At 72.7% G+C, this 14,061-nt stretch carries 17 protein-coding genes and 1 pseudogene; 6 read left to right on the top strand and 12 right to left on the bottom strand.

What is annotated here, in order from left to right:
- The first annotated feature begins 6 nt into the window (after window positions 1-6).
- A complete protein-coding gene (locus QMF98_RS05910; RefSeq protein ID WP_337975097.1) occupies window positions 7-639 on the top strand; it encodes a DUF1684 domain-containing protein in 633 nt (210 codons plus the stop codon).
- 22 nt (window positions 640-661) lie between these two features.
- On the opposite strand, the gene QMF98_RS05905 is transcribed toward QMF98_RS05910, so the two are convergent.
- The 4 genes from QMF98_RS05905 to QMF98_RS05890 form a co-directional block, all read right to left on the bottom strand.
- Complete coding sequence (locus tag QMF98_RS05905; RefSeq protein ID WP_337975096.1) at window positions 662-1,678, bottom strand: LacI family DNA-binding transcriptional regulator; 1,017 nt, start codon at window positions 1,676-1,678, stop codon at window positions 662-664.
- Between the two features lie 35 nt (window positions 1,679-1,713).
- Complete coding sequence (locus tag QMF98_RS05900; RefSeq protein ID WP_337975095.1) at window positions 1,714-2,619, bottom strand: carbohydrate ABC transporter permease; 906 nt, start codon at window positions 2,617-2,619, stop codon at window positions 1,714-1,716.
- A gap of 1 nt (window position 2,620) precedes the next feature.
- Window positions 2,621-3,574 carry a carbohydrate ABC transporter permease gene (locus tag QMF98_RS05895; protein WP_490715650.1) on the bottom strand — a complete coding sequence of 318 codons (954 nt, stop codon included), beginning with the start codon at window positions 3,572-3,574 and terminating at the stop codon, window positions 2,621-2,623.
- 72 nt (window positions 3,575-3,646) lie between these two features.
- Window positions 3,647-4,990: an ABC transporter substrate-binding protein gene (locus QMF98_RS05890; protein ID WP_337975094.1), complete on the bottom strand. Its 1,344-nt coding sequence runs from the start codon at window positions 4,988-4,990 to the stop codon at window positions 3,647-3,649.
- Window positions 4,991-5,187: 197 nt separating this feature from the next.
- Here QMF98_RS05890 and QMF98_RS05885 point away from each other — a divergent pair, with 197 nt between their 5' ends.
- Window positions 5,188-7,287: a beta-galactosidase gene (locus tag QMF98_RS05885; RefSeq protein ID WP_337975093.1), complete on the top strand. Its 2,100-nt coding sequence runs from the start codon at window positions 5,188-5,190 to the stop codon at window positions 7,285-7,287.
- On the opposite strand, the gene QMF98_RS05880 is transcribed toward QMF98_RS05885, so the two are convergent.
- The 3 genes from QMF98_RS05880 to QMF98_RS05870 are packed head-to-tail and all read right to left on the bottom strand — an operon-like array spanning window position 7,271 to window position 8,717.
- A complete protein-coding gene (locus tag QMF98_RS05880; RefSeq protein ID WP_337975092.1) occupies window positions 7,271-7,546 on the bottom strand; it encodes a DUF1905 domain-containing protein in 276 nt (91 codons plus the stop codon). The genes QMF98_RS05885 and QMF98_RS05880 overlap by 17 nt on opposite strands.
- Window positions 7,543-7,923, bottom strand: a complete 381-nt coding sequence (locus QMF98_RS05875; RefSeq protein WP_337975091.1) for a VOC family protein — start codon at window positions 7,921-7,923, stop codon at window positions 7,543-7,545. The genes QMF98_RS05880 and QMF98_RS05875 overlap by 4 nt, the downstream gene beginning before the upstream one ends.
- Window positions 7,920-8,717 (bottom strand): ArsR/SmtB family transcription factor, encoded by a 798-nt coding sequence (locus tag QMF98_RS05870; RefSeq protein WP_337975090.1) that lies wholly within the window; start codon window positions 8,715-8,717, stop codon window positions 7,920-7,922. The genes QMF98_RS05875 and QMF98_RS05870 overlap by 4 nt, the downstream gene beginning before the upstream one ends.
- A gap of 134 nt (window positions 8,718-8,851) precedes the next feature.
- On the opposite strand from QMF98_RS05870, the gene QMF98_RS05865 reads away from it, so the two are divergent.
- Window positions 8,852-9,181 carry an ArsR/SmtB family transcription factor gene (locus tag QMF98_RS05865; RefSeq protein ID WP_337975089.1) on the top strand — a complete coding sequence of 110 codons (330 nt, stop codon included), beginning with the start codon at window positions 8,852-8,854 and terminating at the stop codon, window positions 9,179-9,181.
- Entirely contained in the window at window positions 9,178-9,666 is a 489-nt protein-coding gene (locus QMF98_RS05860) for an SRPBCC family protein (RefSeq protein ID WP_337975088.1), read from the top strand. Before QMF98_RS05865 ends, QMF98_RS05860 begins: the two co-directional genes overlap by 4 nt.
- A gap of 8 nt (window positions 9,667-9,674) precedes the next feature.
- On the opposite strand, the gene QMF98_RS05855 is transcribed toward QMF98_RS05860, so the two are convergent.
- Genes QMF98_RS05855 through QMF98_RS05840 form a run of 4 tightly spaced genes read right to left on the bottom strand, consistent with a single transcriptional unit; the run spans window position 9,675 to window position 11,540 of the window.
- Window positions 9,675-10,007, bottom strand: a complete 333-nt coding sequence (locus tag QMF98_RS05855; protein ID WP_291761773.1) for a cupin domain-containing protein — start codon at window positions 10,005-10,007, stop codon at window positions 9,675-9,677.
- Window positions 10,008-10,061: 54 nt separating this feature from the next.
- Window positions 10,062-10,850, bottom strand: a complete 789-nt coding sequence (locus tag QMF98_RS05850; RefSeq protein ID WP_337975087.1) for a helix-turn-helix transcriptional regulator — start codon at window positions 10,848-10,850, stop codon at window positions 10,062-10,064.
- Window positions 10,851-10,854: 4 nt separating this feature from the next.
- A complete protein-coding gene (gene fdxA / locus QMF98_RS05845) occupies window positions 10,855-11,205 on the bottom strand; it encodes a ferredoxin (RefSeq protein ID WP_337975086.1) in 351 nt (116 codons plus the stop codon).
- Between the two features lie 53 nt (window positions 11,206-11,258).
- Window positions 11,259-11,540: an isoamylase early set domain-containing protein gene (locus tag QMF98_RS05840; RefSeq protein ID WP_337975085.1), complete on the bottom strand. Its 282-nt coding sequence runs from the start codon at window positions 11,538-11,540 to the stop codon at window positions 11,259-11,261.
- 182 nt (window positions 11,541-11,722) lie between these two features.
- Here QMF98_RS05840 and QMF98_RS05835 point away from each other — a divergent pair, with 182 nt between their 5' ends.
- A complete protein-coding gene (locus QMF98_RS05835) occupies window positions 11,723-12,022 on the top strand; it encodes a DUF5808 domain-containing protein (protein WP_291761766.1) in 300 nt (99 codons plus the stop codon).
- A gap of 17 nt (window positions 12,023-12,039) precedes the next feature.
- Window positions 12,040-13,063 (top strand): annotated as a pseudogene (locus QMF98_RS05830) (LLM class flavin-dependent oxidoreductase).
- Window positions 13,064-13,084: 21 nt separating this feature from the next.
- Here the strand turns inward: QMF98_RS05830 and QMF98_RS05825 are convergent.
- Entirely contained in the window at window positions 13,085-14,044 is a 960-nt protein-coding gene (locus tag QMF98_RS05825) for a sensor domain-containing diguanylate cyclase (RefSeq protein WP_337975084.1), read from the bottom strand.
- Window positions 14,045-14,061 lie beyond the last annotated feature (17 nt).

Raw genomic sequence — 14,061 nt, 5'->3', positions numbered from 1 at the left:
CGCGCGGTGAGCGGCTCGTGGTGGGACGTCCTCGACTGGCGCCGGCAGGTGGCCGACCTCTACCGGGCGGTGCGGGCCGAGCCGGACCCGCGCGCCGCCCACGAGGAGTGGGTGTCCGCGCGCGGACGTCTGCTGCGGACCCATCCCGCGTCGCCCGTACCGGTCGCGGAGCGCTCGGCATACGCCGGACCGACGACGGCCCCGTACGACGAGGCCTTCCGGTTCGTCGTGCCGGTCGACCGGTCCGTGCCCGCCCAGCGTCGGGAGGTGCGGACCGCCACCGACGGCGTCGTCCCGCTGGAGCGCGTCGGGCGCGTCGAGCTGCCCGGTCTCGGCGGCCTGGACGTCTGGTGGGTGGCGATGTACGGCGGTGGCGTCTTCCTGCCCCTGAAGGACGCGACCAGCGGCCGGCAGACGTACGGCGGCGGCCGCTACCTCCTCGACACCGTGAAGGGGGCGGACCTCGGCGGCGCGCCGGACGCGCTCGTCGTCGACCTCAACTTCGCGTACCCGCCGTCGTGCGCGTACGACGAGGCCTGGGCGTGCCCGCTGCCCGGACCGGGCAACACCCTCACCGGCGCGGTGCCCGTCGGCGAGCTGTCCGCCGCCACCGGTCCGACCCCTGCGCCCAGCGCCTGAGTCCGACGGTCCCCCGCACCCGTCAGGTGCTCGCGCGCACCACCAGGGACGTCGGCAGGGTGATCGCCGCGGGCGTCTCGCCGTCCACCACCTCGAGCAGCAGGCGGACCATCTCCTGGCTGATCCGGGAGAACGGCTGGCGCATCGTGGTCAGCGGCGGGTCGAGGGTCTCGGCCAGGCCGGAGTCGTCGAAGCCGCCCACCGCCACGTCCTCGGGCACCGAGCGGCCCGCCTCGCGCAGCACCTGCAGGGCGCCGGCCGCCATGAGGTCGGAGCCGACGAAGACGGCGTCGAGGTCCGGCCGCCGCTCGAGCAGCGCCCGCATGGCGGCGACGCCGCTCTCCCGCGTGTAGTCGCCGTTCTCGACGAGCCTCTCGTCGTAGTCGTGCCCGAGCTCGGCTCGGTACCCGTCCAGCCGCATCCGGCCGCCCGGGGTGTCGAGCGGGCCGGTGATCATGGCGATGGTCCGACGACCCCGCTCGCGCAGGTGCCGCGTCATCAGCCGCCCACCGCCCAGGTCGTCGGCCGCGACGTACCCCACGGCGCCCTCGTGGCCCAGCGGCACGCCGCAGGCGATGGTCGGCACCTTCTGGGCGACCAGGGCGTCGACCACCAGGCTGCCGGCGTGCGACGAGATCAGCAGCACGCCGTCCACGTGACCGGCGCCCACGTAGCGCAGCACCTGCTGCTGCTCGTCACGCGTGCCCGCCACCATGAGCAGCAGCGGCATGCCACGGGCCGCGAGCGCCTGCGCGGCCCCGCGCAGCAGGATCGAGAAGTTCGGGTCCTCGAACAGCAGGTGCTGCGGCTCCGTGAGCAGGAACGCCACCGAGTTCGCCCGGCCGGTGACCAGGCTGCGCGCGTACTGGTTGGCCTGGAAGCCGGTCTCCTTGATGGCCCGCTCCACCGCGGCCGCCGCCTCCGGCGACACCCAGTGACCGCCGTTGAGCACGCGGGACACGGTGCCGCGCGACACCCCGGCCGCGGCCGCGACGTCCACGATCGTCGGCCGCTTGCGCGCGCCCCCCGTCGACTCCATCGGTCCGAACTCTAGGGGTCGCCGCGCGCGGGGGCTCACGCCTTCACCGCACCGGCCGCCAGGTCCACCTGCCAGTACCGCTGCAGCGTGAGAAACAGGGCGCCGAGCGGGACGACCGACAGCAGGGCGCCGGTGATCACGGACGTGTACATCGCGGGCTGCGAGGCGCCCTGGTTGAGCAGTCCGGACAGCCCGACGGTGATCGGGAACAGCCGGTCGTTGCCCAGCATGATGTAGGGCAGCATGAAGTTGTTCCAGATGGCGACGAACTGGAACAGGAACACCGTCACCAGCCCGGGCATCATCATCGGCACCGAGATCGAGCTGAACACCCGCCACTCGCGTGCGCCGTCGGTGCGGGCCGCCTCGATCACGTCGTCCGGCACCGACGCGGCGGCGTAGATGCGTGCCAGGTAGATGCCGTAAGGGCTGATCGTGCTCGGCAGCAGGACCGACCAGTACGTGTTGGTCAGGCCAACCTTGGCCAGCAGCAGGTACTGCGGGATGGCCAGCACCACGCCCGGGACCAGCACACCGGCCAGGATCACGTTGAACACGGCCTTCTTGCCGGGGAAGACGAACTTCGCCAGCCCGTACCCCGCCATCGCGGACACGAGCGTCGAGGCCAGCGCGCCGACGCCGGCGTACAGCGCCGTGTTGGCCATCCACCGCCAGTACAGGCCTCCGCGGTAGGCGGACAGCTGCCGGATGTTGTCCCACAGGTGCGTGGACGGCGCGAACGTGAGGGTGGAGAACAGCTCGTTCGCGCTCTTGGTCGACGCCGTCAGCACCCACGCCACGGGCAGCAGGCAGTACAGCGCGCCGATCAGCAGCACCACCGTGCCGAGCCGGTTGGGACGCGCGGTGGCCACGCGCGGGCGGCGACGGACCGTGCCGGTCCGGGGGGGCGCGACCGTCGGGTCGCTCAGGACGGTGGCCATGTCAGCTGTTCTCCTGGCTGAAGGCACGGCGCTGCACCAGGCGCAGGAAGCCGAACGAGAGGACGAAGGTGGCCAGCGCGATCACCACGGAGGTGGCGGCGGCGGAGTAGATGTCGTTGCGGGTGAAGGCGTCCCGGTACACCTTCATCAGCGGGCTCCACGTGGAGGAGATCGTGTTGGTCAGCGGCCGCAGCGTCATGGGCTCGGCGAACACCTGGAGCGTCGCGATCATCGAGAACAGGAAGGTGAGGATCAGGGACGGCAGCACCACCGGGACCTTGATCCGCCAGGCGATCGCCGCCTCCGACGCGCCGTCGAGCCGCGCCGCCTCGTACAGCTCGCTGGGGATCGCCTTCAGCGCCGTGTAGATGACGATCATGTTGAAGCCGACGCCGCCCCACAGGCCGATGTTGGCGATCGCGAACGTCACCCACTGCTGCGAGAGCACGTCGGGCTGCGGCCAACCGAGCCGCGCGGCCACGTACAGGAACGGGCTGACGCGCGGCAGGTAGAGGAAGCCCCACAGGAGCGAGGCGATGACGGCCGGGACCGCGTACGGCAGGAAGATCGACACGCGGGAGAAGCCGCGGGCGCGCGTGCCGCGCGCGTCGAGCAGCAGCGCGAACAGCAGGGCGAGCCCGAGCATCGTCGGCACCAGCACCAGGCCGTACAGCGTCACCCGGACCACCGACGCCATGAAGTCCGGGTCCCCGACGAGGGCGTGCTGGTAGTTGCTCAGCCCCGCCCACACCTCCGTGCGGGCGCCGCGACCGAGGCCCAGACCCTTGACCTTGACGGTGCGGAAGCTCAGGTAGAGCGCGTACACGATCGGCAGCGCGAGGAAGAGGGTGAAGAGCACCGCCGCGGGTGCGAGGTACCCGTAGGCCCTCAGCCCGGTGTAGCGGCGCACGCCCCGGTTGGGCGCGGCGACGGGTGCAGGGTTCACGAAGGTCACTCCAGGGGGACGACGACGGACCTGACGGCGCGTGGCCGCCCGGCGAAGGATGCCGGGCGGCCACGCGGGACGTCACTGCTTGACGGTGAAGCCACCGTTCTTCAGGTCGGCGACCGTCGCCTGCTGCATCGTCTTGACGGCGTCGAGGAAGGCGGCCGACGACTTGGCCTGCGTGGCCTTGCCGAAGGCGTCGTTGTACGAGGAGAACGCGACGTTCACGTTCGGGCCGTACGTGAAGGGCTTGACGGACTTCGCGATGTCCGCCGCGGTCGTGTAGAAGTCCGTCTGCTGCGGGAAGAAGGCCGGCGGGGCGGACAGCGCCTCAGCCTGGCCGGGCAGGTCGGCCGGGTACAGGCCGCCGGACTTGGCGAGGATGTCGACGCCCTCCTGGCTCGAGTTCATCCACGCGATGAACTTCGCGGCCTCCGCCTTGTGCTTGGACTGCGAGGTGACGGAGGAGGCCGAGCCGCCCCAGTTGCCCGTGGCGTTGTCACCGGCGTTCCACTGCGGCAGCGGAGCCATGGCCCACTTGCCCTTGGTGTCGGCCGCGTTCCCCTGGAGCACGCCCGGTGCCCAGATCGCCGAGACCCAGCCGGCCTGCGTGCCGTCGTTCAGCGCGGCGTTCCACTCGGGGGTGTACATCGGCTTGTTGTCGATGACGCCCTTCTGCACCAGGTCACCCCAGTACGTGGCGACCTTTTCCGTGGCCGCGGAGTCGATGTTCACCGACCACGCGGTGCCGTCCACGCCCCACCAGGACGCACCGGCCTGCTGGGCGAGCCCGGTGAACCAGCCGGCGTCCGTCGCGGAGAACGTGCCCAGGTACGTGGTCGGGTCCGCCGCGTGCAGCTTCGCCGCGACCTGGGCGTACTCGTCCCACGTCTTCGGCACGGTGAGGCCGTACTTCTGGAAGATGTCGGTCCGGTAGTAGAACTCCATCGGGCCCGAGTCCTGCGGCACGCCGTAGATCTGGTCGCCGCCGAGCGTCACCGCCTGCCACGTGCCGTCCGAGTAGTGGCTCTTGATGTCCTTGGGCAGGTCGCCCGAGATGTCCGCGAGCGCGTCCGACGAGACCAGCGTGGGGATCTTCTGGTACTCGGTCTGCATGATGTCCGGCGCGCCGGAGCCGGCCTTGATCGCGGTGAGCAGCTTGGTGACGGCGGGGTCGCCGCCGTCCTGCTTGTTGACGGTGACCTGGATGTCCGGGTTCTCGGCGTTCCACTTGGCGACGATGGCGTCCATCCCGGGCGCCCACGTCCAGAACGTCAGGTCGACCTTCCCCCCGGCCGCCGTGGAACCGCCCGTCGCGCCCCCGGTGGCGCTGCCCGTCGAGCCGCCGCCGCCGGAGCAGGCGGTGACCAGCAGGGCGGACGCGGCCAGGACCGCGCCGATCCGGATGCCTGAGTGCAGGCGCATGTGACCTCCTCGTCAAGGCCGTCGCGGCATCGCGACGGGATGCGCCGGTGCGGCGCTGGTGCCTGTGCACGCTCACAGTAAGGGCACGCCCACGGTGCTTGTCAACCGCTCCTCGCGTGGTGTTTCCTGGGGCACGACCCGCCGCTGGCGGCTGTGAGCGTGCACACAGATTGATCCCACGAACTCGACGGAGAGTCATGTCTTCCCACCTCACGGGGCGCCTCGCCCCGCGTCCCGACGGCTTCCTGCCCGTCGGCCCGACGACGCCGCGCTGGCCGCTGGGGCCGCACGGGATCGCCTACGGCGGGGACTACAACCCCGAGCAGTGGCCGGAAGAGGTGTGGCTCGAGGACGTCGAGCTGATGGTGCAGGCGGGCGTGAACCTCGTCAGCGTCGGGATCTTCTCGTGGGCGCTGCTGGAGCCACGGGAGGGCGAGCTCGACCTCGGTTGGCTGGACCGGCTGCTCGAGCTGCTGCACGCCCACGGGATCGCGGTGGACCTCGGGACGCCGACGGCCTCGCCGCCGGCGTGGTTCTTCGCCACCTACCCGCAGGCGCACGTGGTCGGCCGGGACGGGACGGTGCTCGGCTTCGGCTCCCGCGGCATGGCCGGCCCCAGCTCCCCCGAGTACCGGAGGGCCGCGGTGCGGATCACCACGGCGCTCGCCGAGCGCTACGGCACGCACCCGGCGGTGGTGCTCTGGCACGTGCACAACGAGTACGGCGCACCGGTGTCGGAGGACTACTCACCGTCCTCCGCGGCGGCGTTCCGGGAGTGGCTCCGGGTCCGCTACGGCACTCTCGACGCCCTGAACGCCGCGTGGGGCACCGCCTTCTGGGGGCAGCACTACGGCGAGTGGGACCACGTGGGCGTCCCCTCCGTCGCACCGAGCGTCGTCAACCCGGCGCAGCGGCTGGACTTCGCCCGGTTCAGCGACCACGCCCTGCGCGAGTGCTTCCGCGCCGAGCGGGACGCGATCCGCGCCCACTCCGACCGGCCGGTGACCACCAACTTCATGGCCACCGCCTGCCCCTCCACCGACCTGTGGGCGTGGGCGCGCGAGGTGGACGTGGTGTCCGACGACCACTACCTCGACGCCGCCGACCCCCGCGGGTACGTGGGGCTGGCGATGGCCGCGGACCTCACCCGGTCGGTGGCGGGCGGCCGGCCGTGGATCCTCATGGAGCACTCCACCTCCGCGGTGAACTGGCAGCCGCGCAACGTGGCCAAGCGCCCCGGCGAGATGGCCCGCAACGCCCTCACGCACCTCGGGCGCGGCGCCGACGCCGTCCTGTTCTTCCAGTGGCGCGCCTCCCGCTCCGGCGCCGAGAAGTTCCACTCCGCGATGCTGCCGCACGCCGGGACCTCGTCACGGGTGTGGCGGGAGGTGTGCGAGCTCGGTGCTGCCGTGTCCCAGCTCGGCGAGGTGCGCGGCTCGCGGGTGGTGGCCGACGCGGCGGTCCTGTGGGACTGGGAGTCGTTCTGGGCGCAGGACCTCGAGTGGCGGCCCAGCGTGGACCTGGACCACCGGGAGCGCGTCGCGGCCGTCTACGACCGGCTCTGGCGCGACGGCCTGACCGTCGACTTCGCCCACCCCGAGGCCGACCTGTCCGCGTACCCGCTGGTCGTCGCGCCCGCGTCGTACCTGATCAGCGCCGCGGCGGCGCGCAACCTCACCGCCTACGTCGAGGCCGGCGGGACGCTCGTCGTGCTCTGCTTCTCCGGGGTCGTCGACGAGCACGACGCCGTGCACCCCGGCGGCTACCTGGCGCCGCTGGCCGACGCGCTGGGCGTGACGGTCGAGGAGTTCCTCCCCTTGCGGGCGGGCGAGCACGTCCGGCTGGCGTGGACGGACGGGGAGGACGACGAGCCGGCGTCCGACGTGTGGGCGGACGCCGTGGTGCTCCACGGCGCCGACGTCGTGGCGCGCTACGTGGACGGGCCGGCCGCCGGCGGGCCCGCCGTCACCCGCAACTCCCGGGGCGACGGCGCCGGCTGGTACGTGTCCACCAGGCTGACGGGCGACGCGCTCGCTGCCGTGCTGCACCGCGCCTACGCCGACGCCGGCCTCACGCGGTCCGAGCTGCCGGACGACGTCGAGGTGGTCCGCCGCCGCGGTGCCGAGCGCGACTACGTGGTGGCCGTCAACCACACGGAGGCGGCCGTGGCCGTGCCCGCCGACGGCACGGACCTGCTGTCCGGGGAGCGCGTGGCGGGCACGGTCAAGGTCCCGGCCGGCGGCGTGGTCGTGGTGCGCACCGGGGCGGCGGACGCGCGGGTCATCGACGTCGGGTGAGCCGGATCGTCACCTCGTCGCCCGCGTCCTTGCCGATCAGGCCGCGGACCCGGGCGGTGATCGCGAGCTTGTGGGTGCCGTCGCCCAGGGCCATGAAGGAGCCGTCGAAGGGGTGACCGTCGATGGTCCCGGACACCCGGACGAGGCCTCGGGTGCCGAAGTAGGCGGCGGTCCAGTCCGTCCGCACGAAGGTCCAGCCCCCCGTGGCGGCGCTGCGCTCGAGGACCGCGGTGAACTCGCGGTCCAGCGGGGCGGTCACCGGGGGTCGCCCGCGGTCTGCTCGACGACGACGAACTGGTTCCCGTCGGGGTCGTCGAAGGTGAACATGGGCGGCACCCCCGGCCAGCGCAGCAGGTCGCCGACGCGGAGCCCGGCGCGCGCGAGGGAGGCGCGCTCCGCGGCGGCGTCGGGCGCCGTGAACCTGATCCCCGTGCCCCGGGCGGACGGGCTGCCGTCCGCGCGGGTGAGCGCCAGCGTCACGCTCCCCCCGGCCGGGCCCACCTCGACCCAGCGCCCGCCCGCGGCGAGGCCGTCGAGCCGGACCTCGAAGCCGAGGACGTCGCGGTAGAACGCGAGGGCCCGGTCCTGGTCGGCGACGGGCACGGCAACGGTCCGGATGCCCGTGATGGTGCTCATGAGAGGTCCTCCGTCGTGACCGAGCCCTCGGTCGGCGCGGGCTCCCGGTACCTCAGCGACCCCGGGGTGGTGAGGACCCGTCCCGTCTCGAGCCAGGTCTTGAGGCCGGAGAGGATCATCGGCCAGCCGCCGTACAGCTCGGGCGGGGCATCGCCCGCGAGCTGGTCGTGGGTGATCGTCAGCCGGCAGGAGTCACCGACCTGCTCGATCTCCCAGGTGACCCGCGTGGTGCCCTGCTGAGCGGCGTCCGGCGACCACAGCGTCCGCATGGACTGCACCAGTCGGTGCGGGGGGTCCACCACCAGGTTCTCGCCCTCCGCGAGCGGACCTGCGGCGCCGGGGTGGTCGAGGGTGAACGTCGAGCCCGTCGACCAGTCCGAGTGCACCGCCGCGCCGAAGTGGTACCGCGCCCGGATCTCCGGGTCGGTGATGGCCTGCCACAGCCGCTCGGGCGTGGTCGCGACGTAGATCTCGAAGACCTTCTCCATGCCGTGCTCCAGATCCCTCTTGAGCTGCGAGACCCCAGCTGCCCAGCTCTCGGTGTACCGGGTGATCCACCGGTCGTGGATCTCCCTGATCGGGACGACGTTCAGGTAGTGCCGCTTCTCCCGGCCGCTCCGGCGAGCGACGACGAGCCCGGCCTCCTCCAGGATCCGCAGGTGCTTGGCCACGCCGGGGCGCGTCATCGGGCACCGCTCGGCCAGCGACCCCAGCGTCTGCCCGTCGTCCTGCATCAGGGCGTCCAGCAGCGCGCGCCGGGTGGAGTCCGCCAACGCCTTGAACACCAGCTCCACGTGGCCAGGTTAGGAAACCAAATGGTTTCCCGTCAATCCCTCCGCACGCCCCGCGCTCTTCCCTTCCGGAAGCGAGCCCGCTAACGTACAACCCGATGGTTGTAGAACTTCTGGACCCGGACACCGTCGACCGCATGTTCGCCGCACTGGCGGACCGGACCCGGCGGGACATCGTCACGCGCGTGCTGCACCACGAGGAGTCCGTCTCCAACCTGGCGCAGCGCTACGAGATGAGCTTCGCCGCGGTCCAGAAGCACGTCGCGGTGCTGGAACGCGCGGGCCTGGTCACCAAGCAGGTGCACGGGCGCGAGCGACTGGTGCGCGGCAACGTCGAGACGGTCCGCGCCGCGGCCCGGCTCCTCGAGCAGTACCAGGAGATCTGGCACGGGCGCCTCGACCGCATCGACGCCCTGCTGGCCGAGCCGACCCCCGACCGGCCACCAGCCCAAGGAGGACCCACATGACCGTGCTCACGTCCGTCACCGACCCGACGGCCCTCACCCTCACCGTCACCGCGCAGTACGCCGCGCCGCCGGCCCGGGTGTGGACCGTCTTCTCCGACCCGCGCCGGCTCGAGCGGTGGTGGGGACCGCCGACGTGGCCGGCCACCTTCGTCGACCACGACTTCCGCCCCGGTGGTCGGGCCACCTACTACATGACCGGACCCGACGGCGAGAAGGCGTGGGGCTGGTGGCGGTTCGTCGGCCTGGAGGAGCCGCGGACGCTGACGTTCGACGACGGGTTCGCCGACGACTCAGGCACGCCGAACCTCGAGATGCCGACCGCGCACGCGAACGTGGCGCTCGAGCCGGTGGACGCGGGGACGCTGCTGACGATCGTGTCGCGGTTCGACTCCGCGGAGGACCTGCAGAAGGTGCTCGGCATGGGCATGGAGCCGGGCATGAAGCAGGCGCTCGGGCAGATCGACGACCTGCTCGCCGCGAGCTGACGCGTCCGCTAGAGCGCGGCGACCACCGTCAGCACCGCGACGGCGTCCTCCAGCGCCGTCAGCCCGTGCCGGGACGGCGGGATGGTGACGAGCTCCCCGGCACGGCCCTCCCAGGACAGCTCCCCCGCCGTGAGCCGCATCCGGCCGCGCACCACCTGCAACGTCGCGTCACCGGGACTGTCGTGCTCGGCCAGCGCACGGCCGGCGACCAGCGCGAGGACCGTCTGCCGCAGGGGGTGACCCGTGCCGCCGTGCACGGTGCGGGACGCGCGGCCGGAGTCGGCGGCGTGCGCCGCGGCGATCAGCTCGTCCGCCAGCGTCTCGAGGTTCGTCGAGTCCATCAGGTCTCCTTCGTCGTCCGGGTGCGACCCATCGTGCGCCCGTCCGGCCCGGCATCAGCCGGACCGCACCGCCGCCAGGTGCGCCACGCACAGGTCGGGCTGAGCGAACGGGTCCAGCCGGTCCACCGTCACCGGTGCGGACCAGACCTCCATGGCGCCCTGCATCAGCCCGAGGTGCACCGGGCACACCACCGCGGAGCTCGCGCCGGCCACCTCGAGGAAGGGGCACCGCCGCAGTCCGATGCGGACCGCGTCGCCGGCAGGCGCGTCGCCCGGCTGCCGCACGCGGTCGCCGGCAGGGTCCGAGGCGCGGACCACCACGGGGTCGAAGTCCAGGTCGTCCAGCAGTGCGATCAGCCGGTCCACCTCGGCGGCTCGCCCGGGGACCTCCGCTCGCCCACCGCGGCTGCTTGACGACACCGCGGGGGTGTCGACGCCCGCAGCCACCTCCCGACCCCAGACCCGGCCCTGCTCGAGCGCCCGCGCGGGGCCGTCCGGCACGCCGTCCAACGCGGCGGCCAGCACCCGGGCCAGCTGCCCGTACCGCCGCGGACCGGTGCCGTCCATGGCCGCGACCGGGGCGAACAGCTGCGCCGGGCGACCAGGTGCGCGCCGAACGCTGTCCGCACGCCGCACCAGCCCGGCCCCCAGCAGAGCCTCGAGGTGGAACCGCACCGTGTTGGGGTGCACGTCCAGGGCGGTAGCCAGCTCGGCGATCCCCAGCGGTCGCGCCGCCGCGCGCAACCGGGCCAGCACCTCCAGGCGGCGGCCGGAGACACCCGTCCGTGCACCGGCACCCGGACGCACCGGGTCGGCACCGGTCCCGGGCTGGTCCCCCCGCACGGCCTCAGGCGCCGAGCTCGGTGGTCGGCAGCCCGGCGACGAGCGGCGTGTCCACGCCGAGGGCGCCGAGCTTTCCCGCCCCGCCCGGCGAACCGAGCGGTGCGGGCCGCCCCGGCAGCGTGTCGGCGAAGAACGCCGCGTTGTCCGCCAGGTACGCCCGCTCCGCGTCCGGCAGGTCGTCCTCGTAGTAGATCGCCTCGGTGGGGCACACCGGTTCGCAGGCGCCGCAGTCCACGCACTCGTCCGGGTGGATGTACAGCGTGCGAGCGCCCTCGTAGATGCAGTCGACGGGGCACTCGTCCACGCAGGCGCGGTCCTTGACGTCCACGCAAGGCGATCCGATCACGTAGGTCATGCGACGGAGTTTACACAAGTTGATCTTGTATAAACCCCTGTCGACGCGCCTCCTCAGACGCGAACCAGACCGCCGTCGGTGGTCACCACGTCGGCGTCCGCGTCGTCGAACCAGCGGCCGTGCTCTCCGAGGTAGCGGAACCGCACGTCGGTCCCGGCCGGCACGGTGATCGAGGCGCTGGCGGTGCCGTTGGAGCGCCGGCGCAGCACGTGCACACCCGGCGTCCAGTCGTTGAAGGTCCCGACGACGCTGACCGACCCGTCGAGCTGCGCGACGGGCAGCGCGAAGGTGAGCGTGCAGGTGGCGGACTTGGCGGAGCGTGACTTCTTCAGCATGGGTGATCGATCCCTCGTCAGGCCGTGCGACCGCGGGGCGACGGTCGCGGCCCGAGGGTGGCGTGCCGGCGGCTGGTCGGGGAACCGGACACGCCGCCGCCGGTGAGGATGCGACACGGATCACACCCGTGCCGGTGCGGACGGGTGGAGGATCGGAGCACCGACGTCGCAAGGGAGCAACCATGGGAAGCAACCGGGAGCACGGCCGCCGCGGCCCCTCGATCGGACGGCTCGTCGTCCTCGGCCTGGCCGCCGCAGCCGTCGTCAAGGAGCTGCGCACCCCGGAGGACCAGCGCACCTGGCACGGCGAGGTCGTCGGGTTCGTGCCCTACGACTTCCGGCCGCCGACCGTCGCTCGGTTCAAGGAGCGGGTCTGGGACCCGAAGGGCGACCACCTGCTCAGCCCGCAGGTGTTCGGTGTCGGGTGGACGGTCAACGTCGGACGCGTCGTCGAGCTGGTCCGGCGGAAGATCGAGGCCTGAGACGCGTTGAGGCGGACATGAAGACCATCGGCTTCCTGTCCTTCGGGCACTGGACCCCGTCGCCCGCCTCCCAGACCCGGTCCGCCTCCGACGCGCTCCTGCAGTCGATCGATCTGGCCGTCGCCGCCGAGGAGCTGGGCGCCGACGGCGCCTACTTCCGGGTGCACCACTTCGCCCGGCAGCTCGGCTCGCCGTTCCCGCTGCTCGCCGCGGTCGGCGCCCGCACCAGCCGCATCGAGATCGGCACCGCCGTGATCGACATGCGGTACGAGAACCCGATGTACATGGCCGAGGACGCGGGGGCTGCCGACCTGATCGCCGGCGGCCGGCTGCAGCTCGGCATCAGCCGGGGGTCGCCCGAGCAGGTGCTCGACGGGTTCCGGTACTTCGGCTACGAGCCCCCGGAAGGCAGCACGGACGCCGACATGGCGCGCGCCCGTTCCGAGACGTTCCTGCGCGTCGTCGAGGGCGCGGCGTTCGCGCAGCCCAACCCGAGCCCGATGTTCCCCAACCCGCCGGGCCTGCTGCGCGTCGAGCCGTACTCCCCCGGCCTGCGGGACCGGATCTGGTGGGGCGCCGGGTCCAACGCCACCGCGCAGTGGGCGGCGCAGGCCGGGATGAACCTGATGAGCTCGACGCTGAAGAACGACGAGAGCGGCCAGCCGTTCCACGTGCAGCAGGCCCGACCAGATCCGGCTGTTCCGCGAGGCGTGGACGGCGGCGGGCCACGAGCGGGAACCTCGGGTGTCGGTCAGCCGCAGCATCTTCGCCCTGGTGGACGACCGGGACCGGATGTACTTCGGGCACGGGTCGGAGGACGAGGACCAGATCGGCAACATCGACGCCACCACGCGCGCGATCTTCGGCCGCAGCTACGCCGCCGAGCCGGACGTGCTGATCGAGCAGCTGCGGGGCGACGAGGCGATCGCCGACGCCGACACCCTGCTGCTGACGGTGCCCAACCAGCTCGGTGTCGACTACAACGCCCACGTCATCGAGTCGATCCTCACGCACGTCGCACCGGCGCTCGGCTGGCGCTGACAGCGCGCCGCCGGGCGCTCGTCAGGCCTGGACGACGACGCGGTCCCGTCCCCGCCACTTGGCCTGCAGCAACATGCTGTCGGCGCGTGCCAGCAGGGACAGCGGCACGTCGTCGGAGCGCACCAGCGCGCCACCGCCCGAGACCGTCACGGGCTCGTCACGGCCGAACCGCTCCATCCGGATGCTGGCGACCATGGCGCGCATCTGCTCCCCGACCGCCTCGAGGCCGGTGACGTCGCCGCACGGCACCACGGCGACGAACTCCTCGCCGCCGAAGCGCGCCAGGTCGCACCCGTCGGGTGCGGCCAGCCGCAGGCTGTCGGCGACGGCGCGCAGCACCTCGTCGCCGGCCAGGTGCCCGAGCGCGTCGTTCACCTGCTTGAACCGGTCCAGGTCCAGCAGCAGCACGCCGAAGGCGGCCGTCGGGTCCTGGCGCCACGCCGACAGGCGGAGCTCCAACTGACGGTCCAGGTACCGGCGGTTGCCGAGACCGGTGAGCGCATCGTGGCTCGCCGTCTGGTCCAGCTCGTCGATGCGCTGCCGGTCGGCGCGGTGCTCGGAGTCGTCGCTGAACACCTCCACGGCGCCGATCACCTCGCCGTCGAGGTCGCGCAGCGCGGTCGCGCGCACCCGCACCGGCACCAGATGACCGTCGCGGTGGTGCAGCTGCACCCGGCACGCGCGCGGCTCGCCGTCCAGCATGGTGAGCGCGAGCGGGCACCGCCCGGGCCCGCACATCGAGACACCCGCGTCGTCGACGTGGTTGAGCAGGCCGTCGCCGCACCAGCGGCCGACGGCCTCGGCGGCCGTGCGGCCGGTCAGTACCTCCGCCGCATCGTTCCAGTACTGGATGCGCCGCTCGCGGTCCACGACGTAGACCGCCTCGGACAGCTGCCGGAGCACCTGGGTGTGCAACCCGGTGGGGAGCCCGGCGGGGACGCCGGACGCCCTCGGCGACGCACCGCCCGTACCCTCCGGCAACCCGCACCACCTCTGAC

Origin of the sequence: Cellulomonas sp. NTE-D12, from assembly GCF_027923705.1 — a bacterium.
GTDB lineage: Bacteria > Actinomycetota > Actinomycetes > Actinomycetales > Cellulomonadaceae > Cellulomonas.
The sequence above is the reverse complement of the archived record's forward strand: the minus strand, read 5'-3'. Positions and strand labels throughout refer to the sequence as shown.

What these genes read in the sequence shown, in the direction of transcription:
- QMF98_RS05905 (WP_337975096.1), bottom strand. Translation starts at nt 1,678, where the DNA reads ATGGAGTCGACGGGGGGCGCGCGCAAGCGGCCGACGATCGTGGACGTC.
- QMF98_RS05900 (WP_337975095.1), bottom strand. Translation starts at nt 2,619, where the DNA reads ATGGCCACCGTCCTGAGCGACCCGACGGTCGCGCCCCCCCGGACCGGC.
- QMF98_RS05890 (WP_337975094.1), bottom strand. Translation starts at nt 4,990, where the DNA reads ATGCGCCTGCACTCAGGCATCCGGATCGGCGCGGTCCTGGCCGCGTCC.
- QMF98_RS05885 (WP_337975093.1), top strand. Translation starts at nt 5,188, where the DNA reads ATGTCTTCCCACCTCACGGGGCGCCTCGCCCCGCGTCCCGACGGCTTC.
- QMF98_RS05875 (WP_337975091.1), bottom strand. Translation starts at nt 7,923, where the DNA reads ATGAGCACCATCACGGGCATCCGGACCGTTGCCGTGCCCGTCGCCGAC.
- QMF98_RS05865 (WP_337975089.1), top strand. Translation starts at nt 8,852, where the DNA reads ATGTTCGCCGCACTGGCGGACCGGACCCGGCGGGACATCGTCACGCGC.
- QMF98_RS05860 (WP_337975088.1), top strand. Translation starts at nt 9,178, where the DNA reads ATGACCGTGCTCACGTCCGTCACCGACCCGACGGCCCTCACCCTCACC.
- QMF98_RS05855 (WP_291761773.1), bottom strand. Translation starts at nt 10,007, where the DNA reads ATGGACTCGACGAACCTCGAGACGCTGGCGGACGAGCTGATCGCCGCG.
- fdxA (WP_337975086.1), bottom strand. Translation starts at nt 11,205, where the DNA reads ATGACCTACGTGATCGGATCGCCTTGCGTGGACGTCAAGGACCGCGCC.
- QMF98_RS05840 (WP_337975085.1), bottom strand. Translation starts at nt 11,540, where the DNA reads ATGCTGAAGAAGTCACGCTCCGCCAAGTCCGCCACCTGCACGCTCACC.
- QMF98_RS05835 (WP_291761766.1), top strand. Translation starts at nt 11,723, where the DNA reads ATGGGAAGCAACCGGGAGCACGGCCGCCGCGGCCCCTCGATCGGACGG.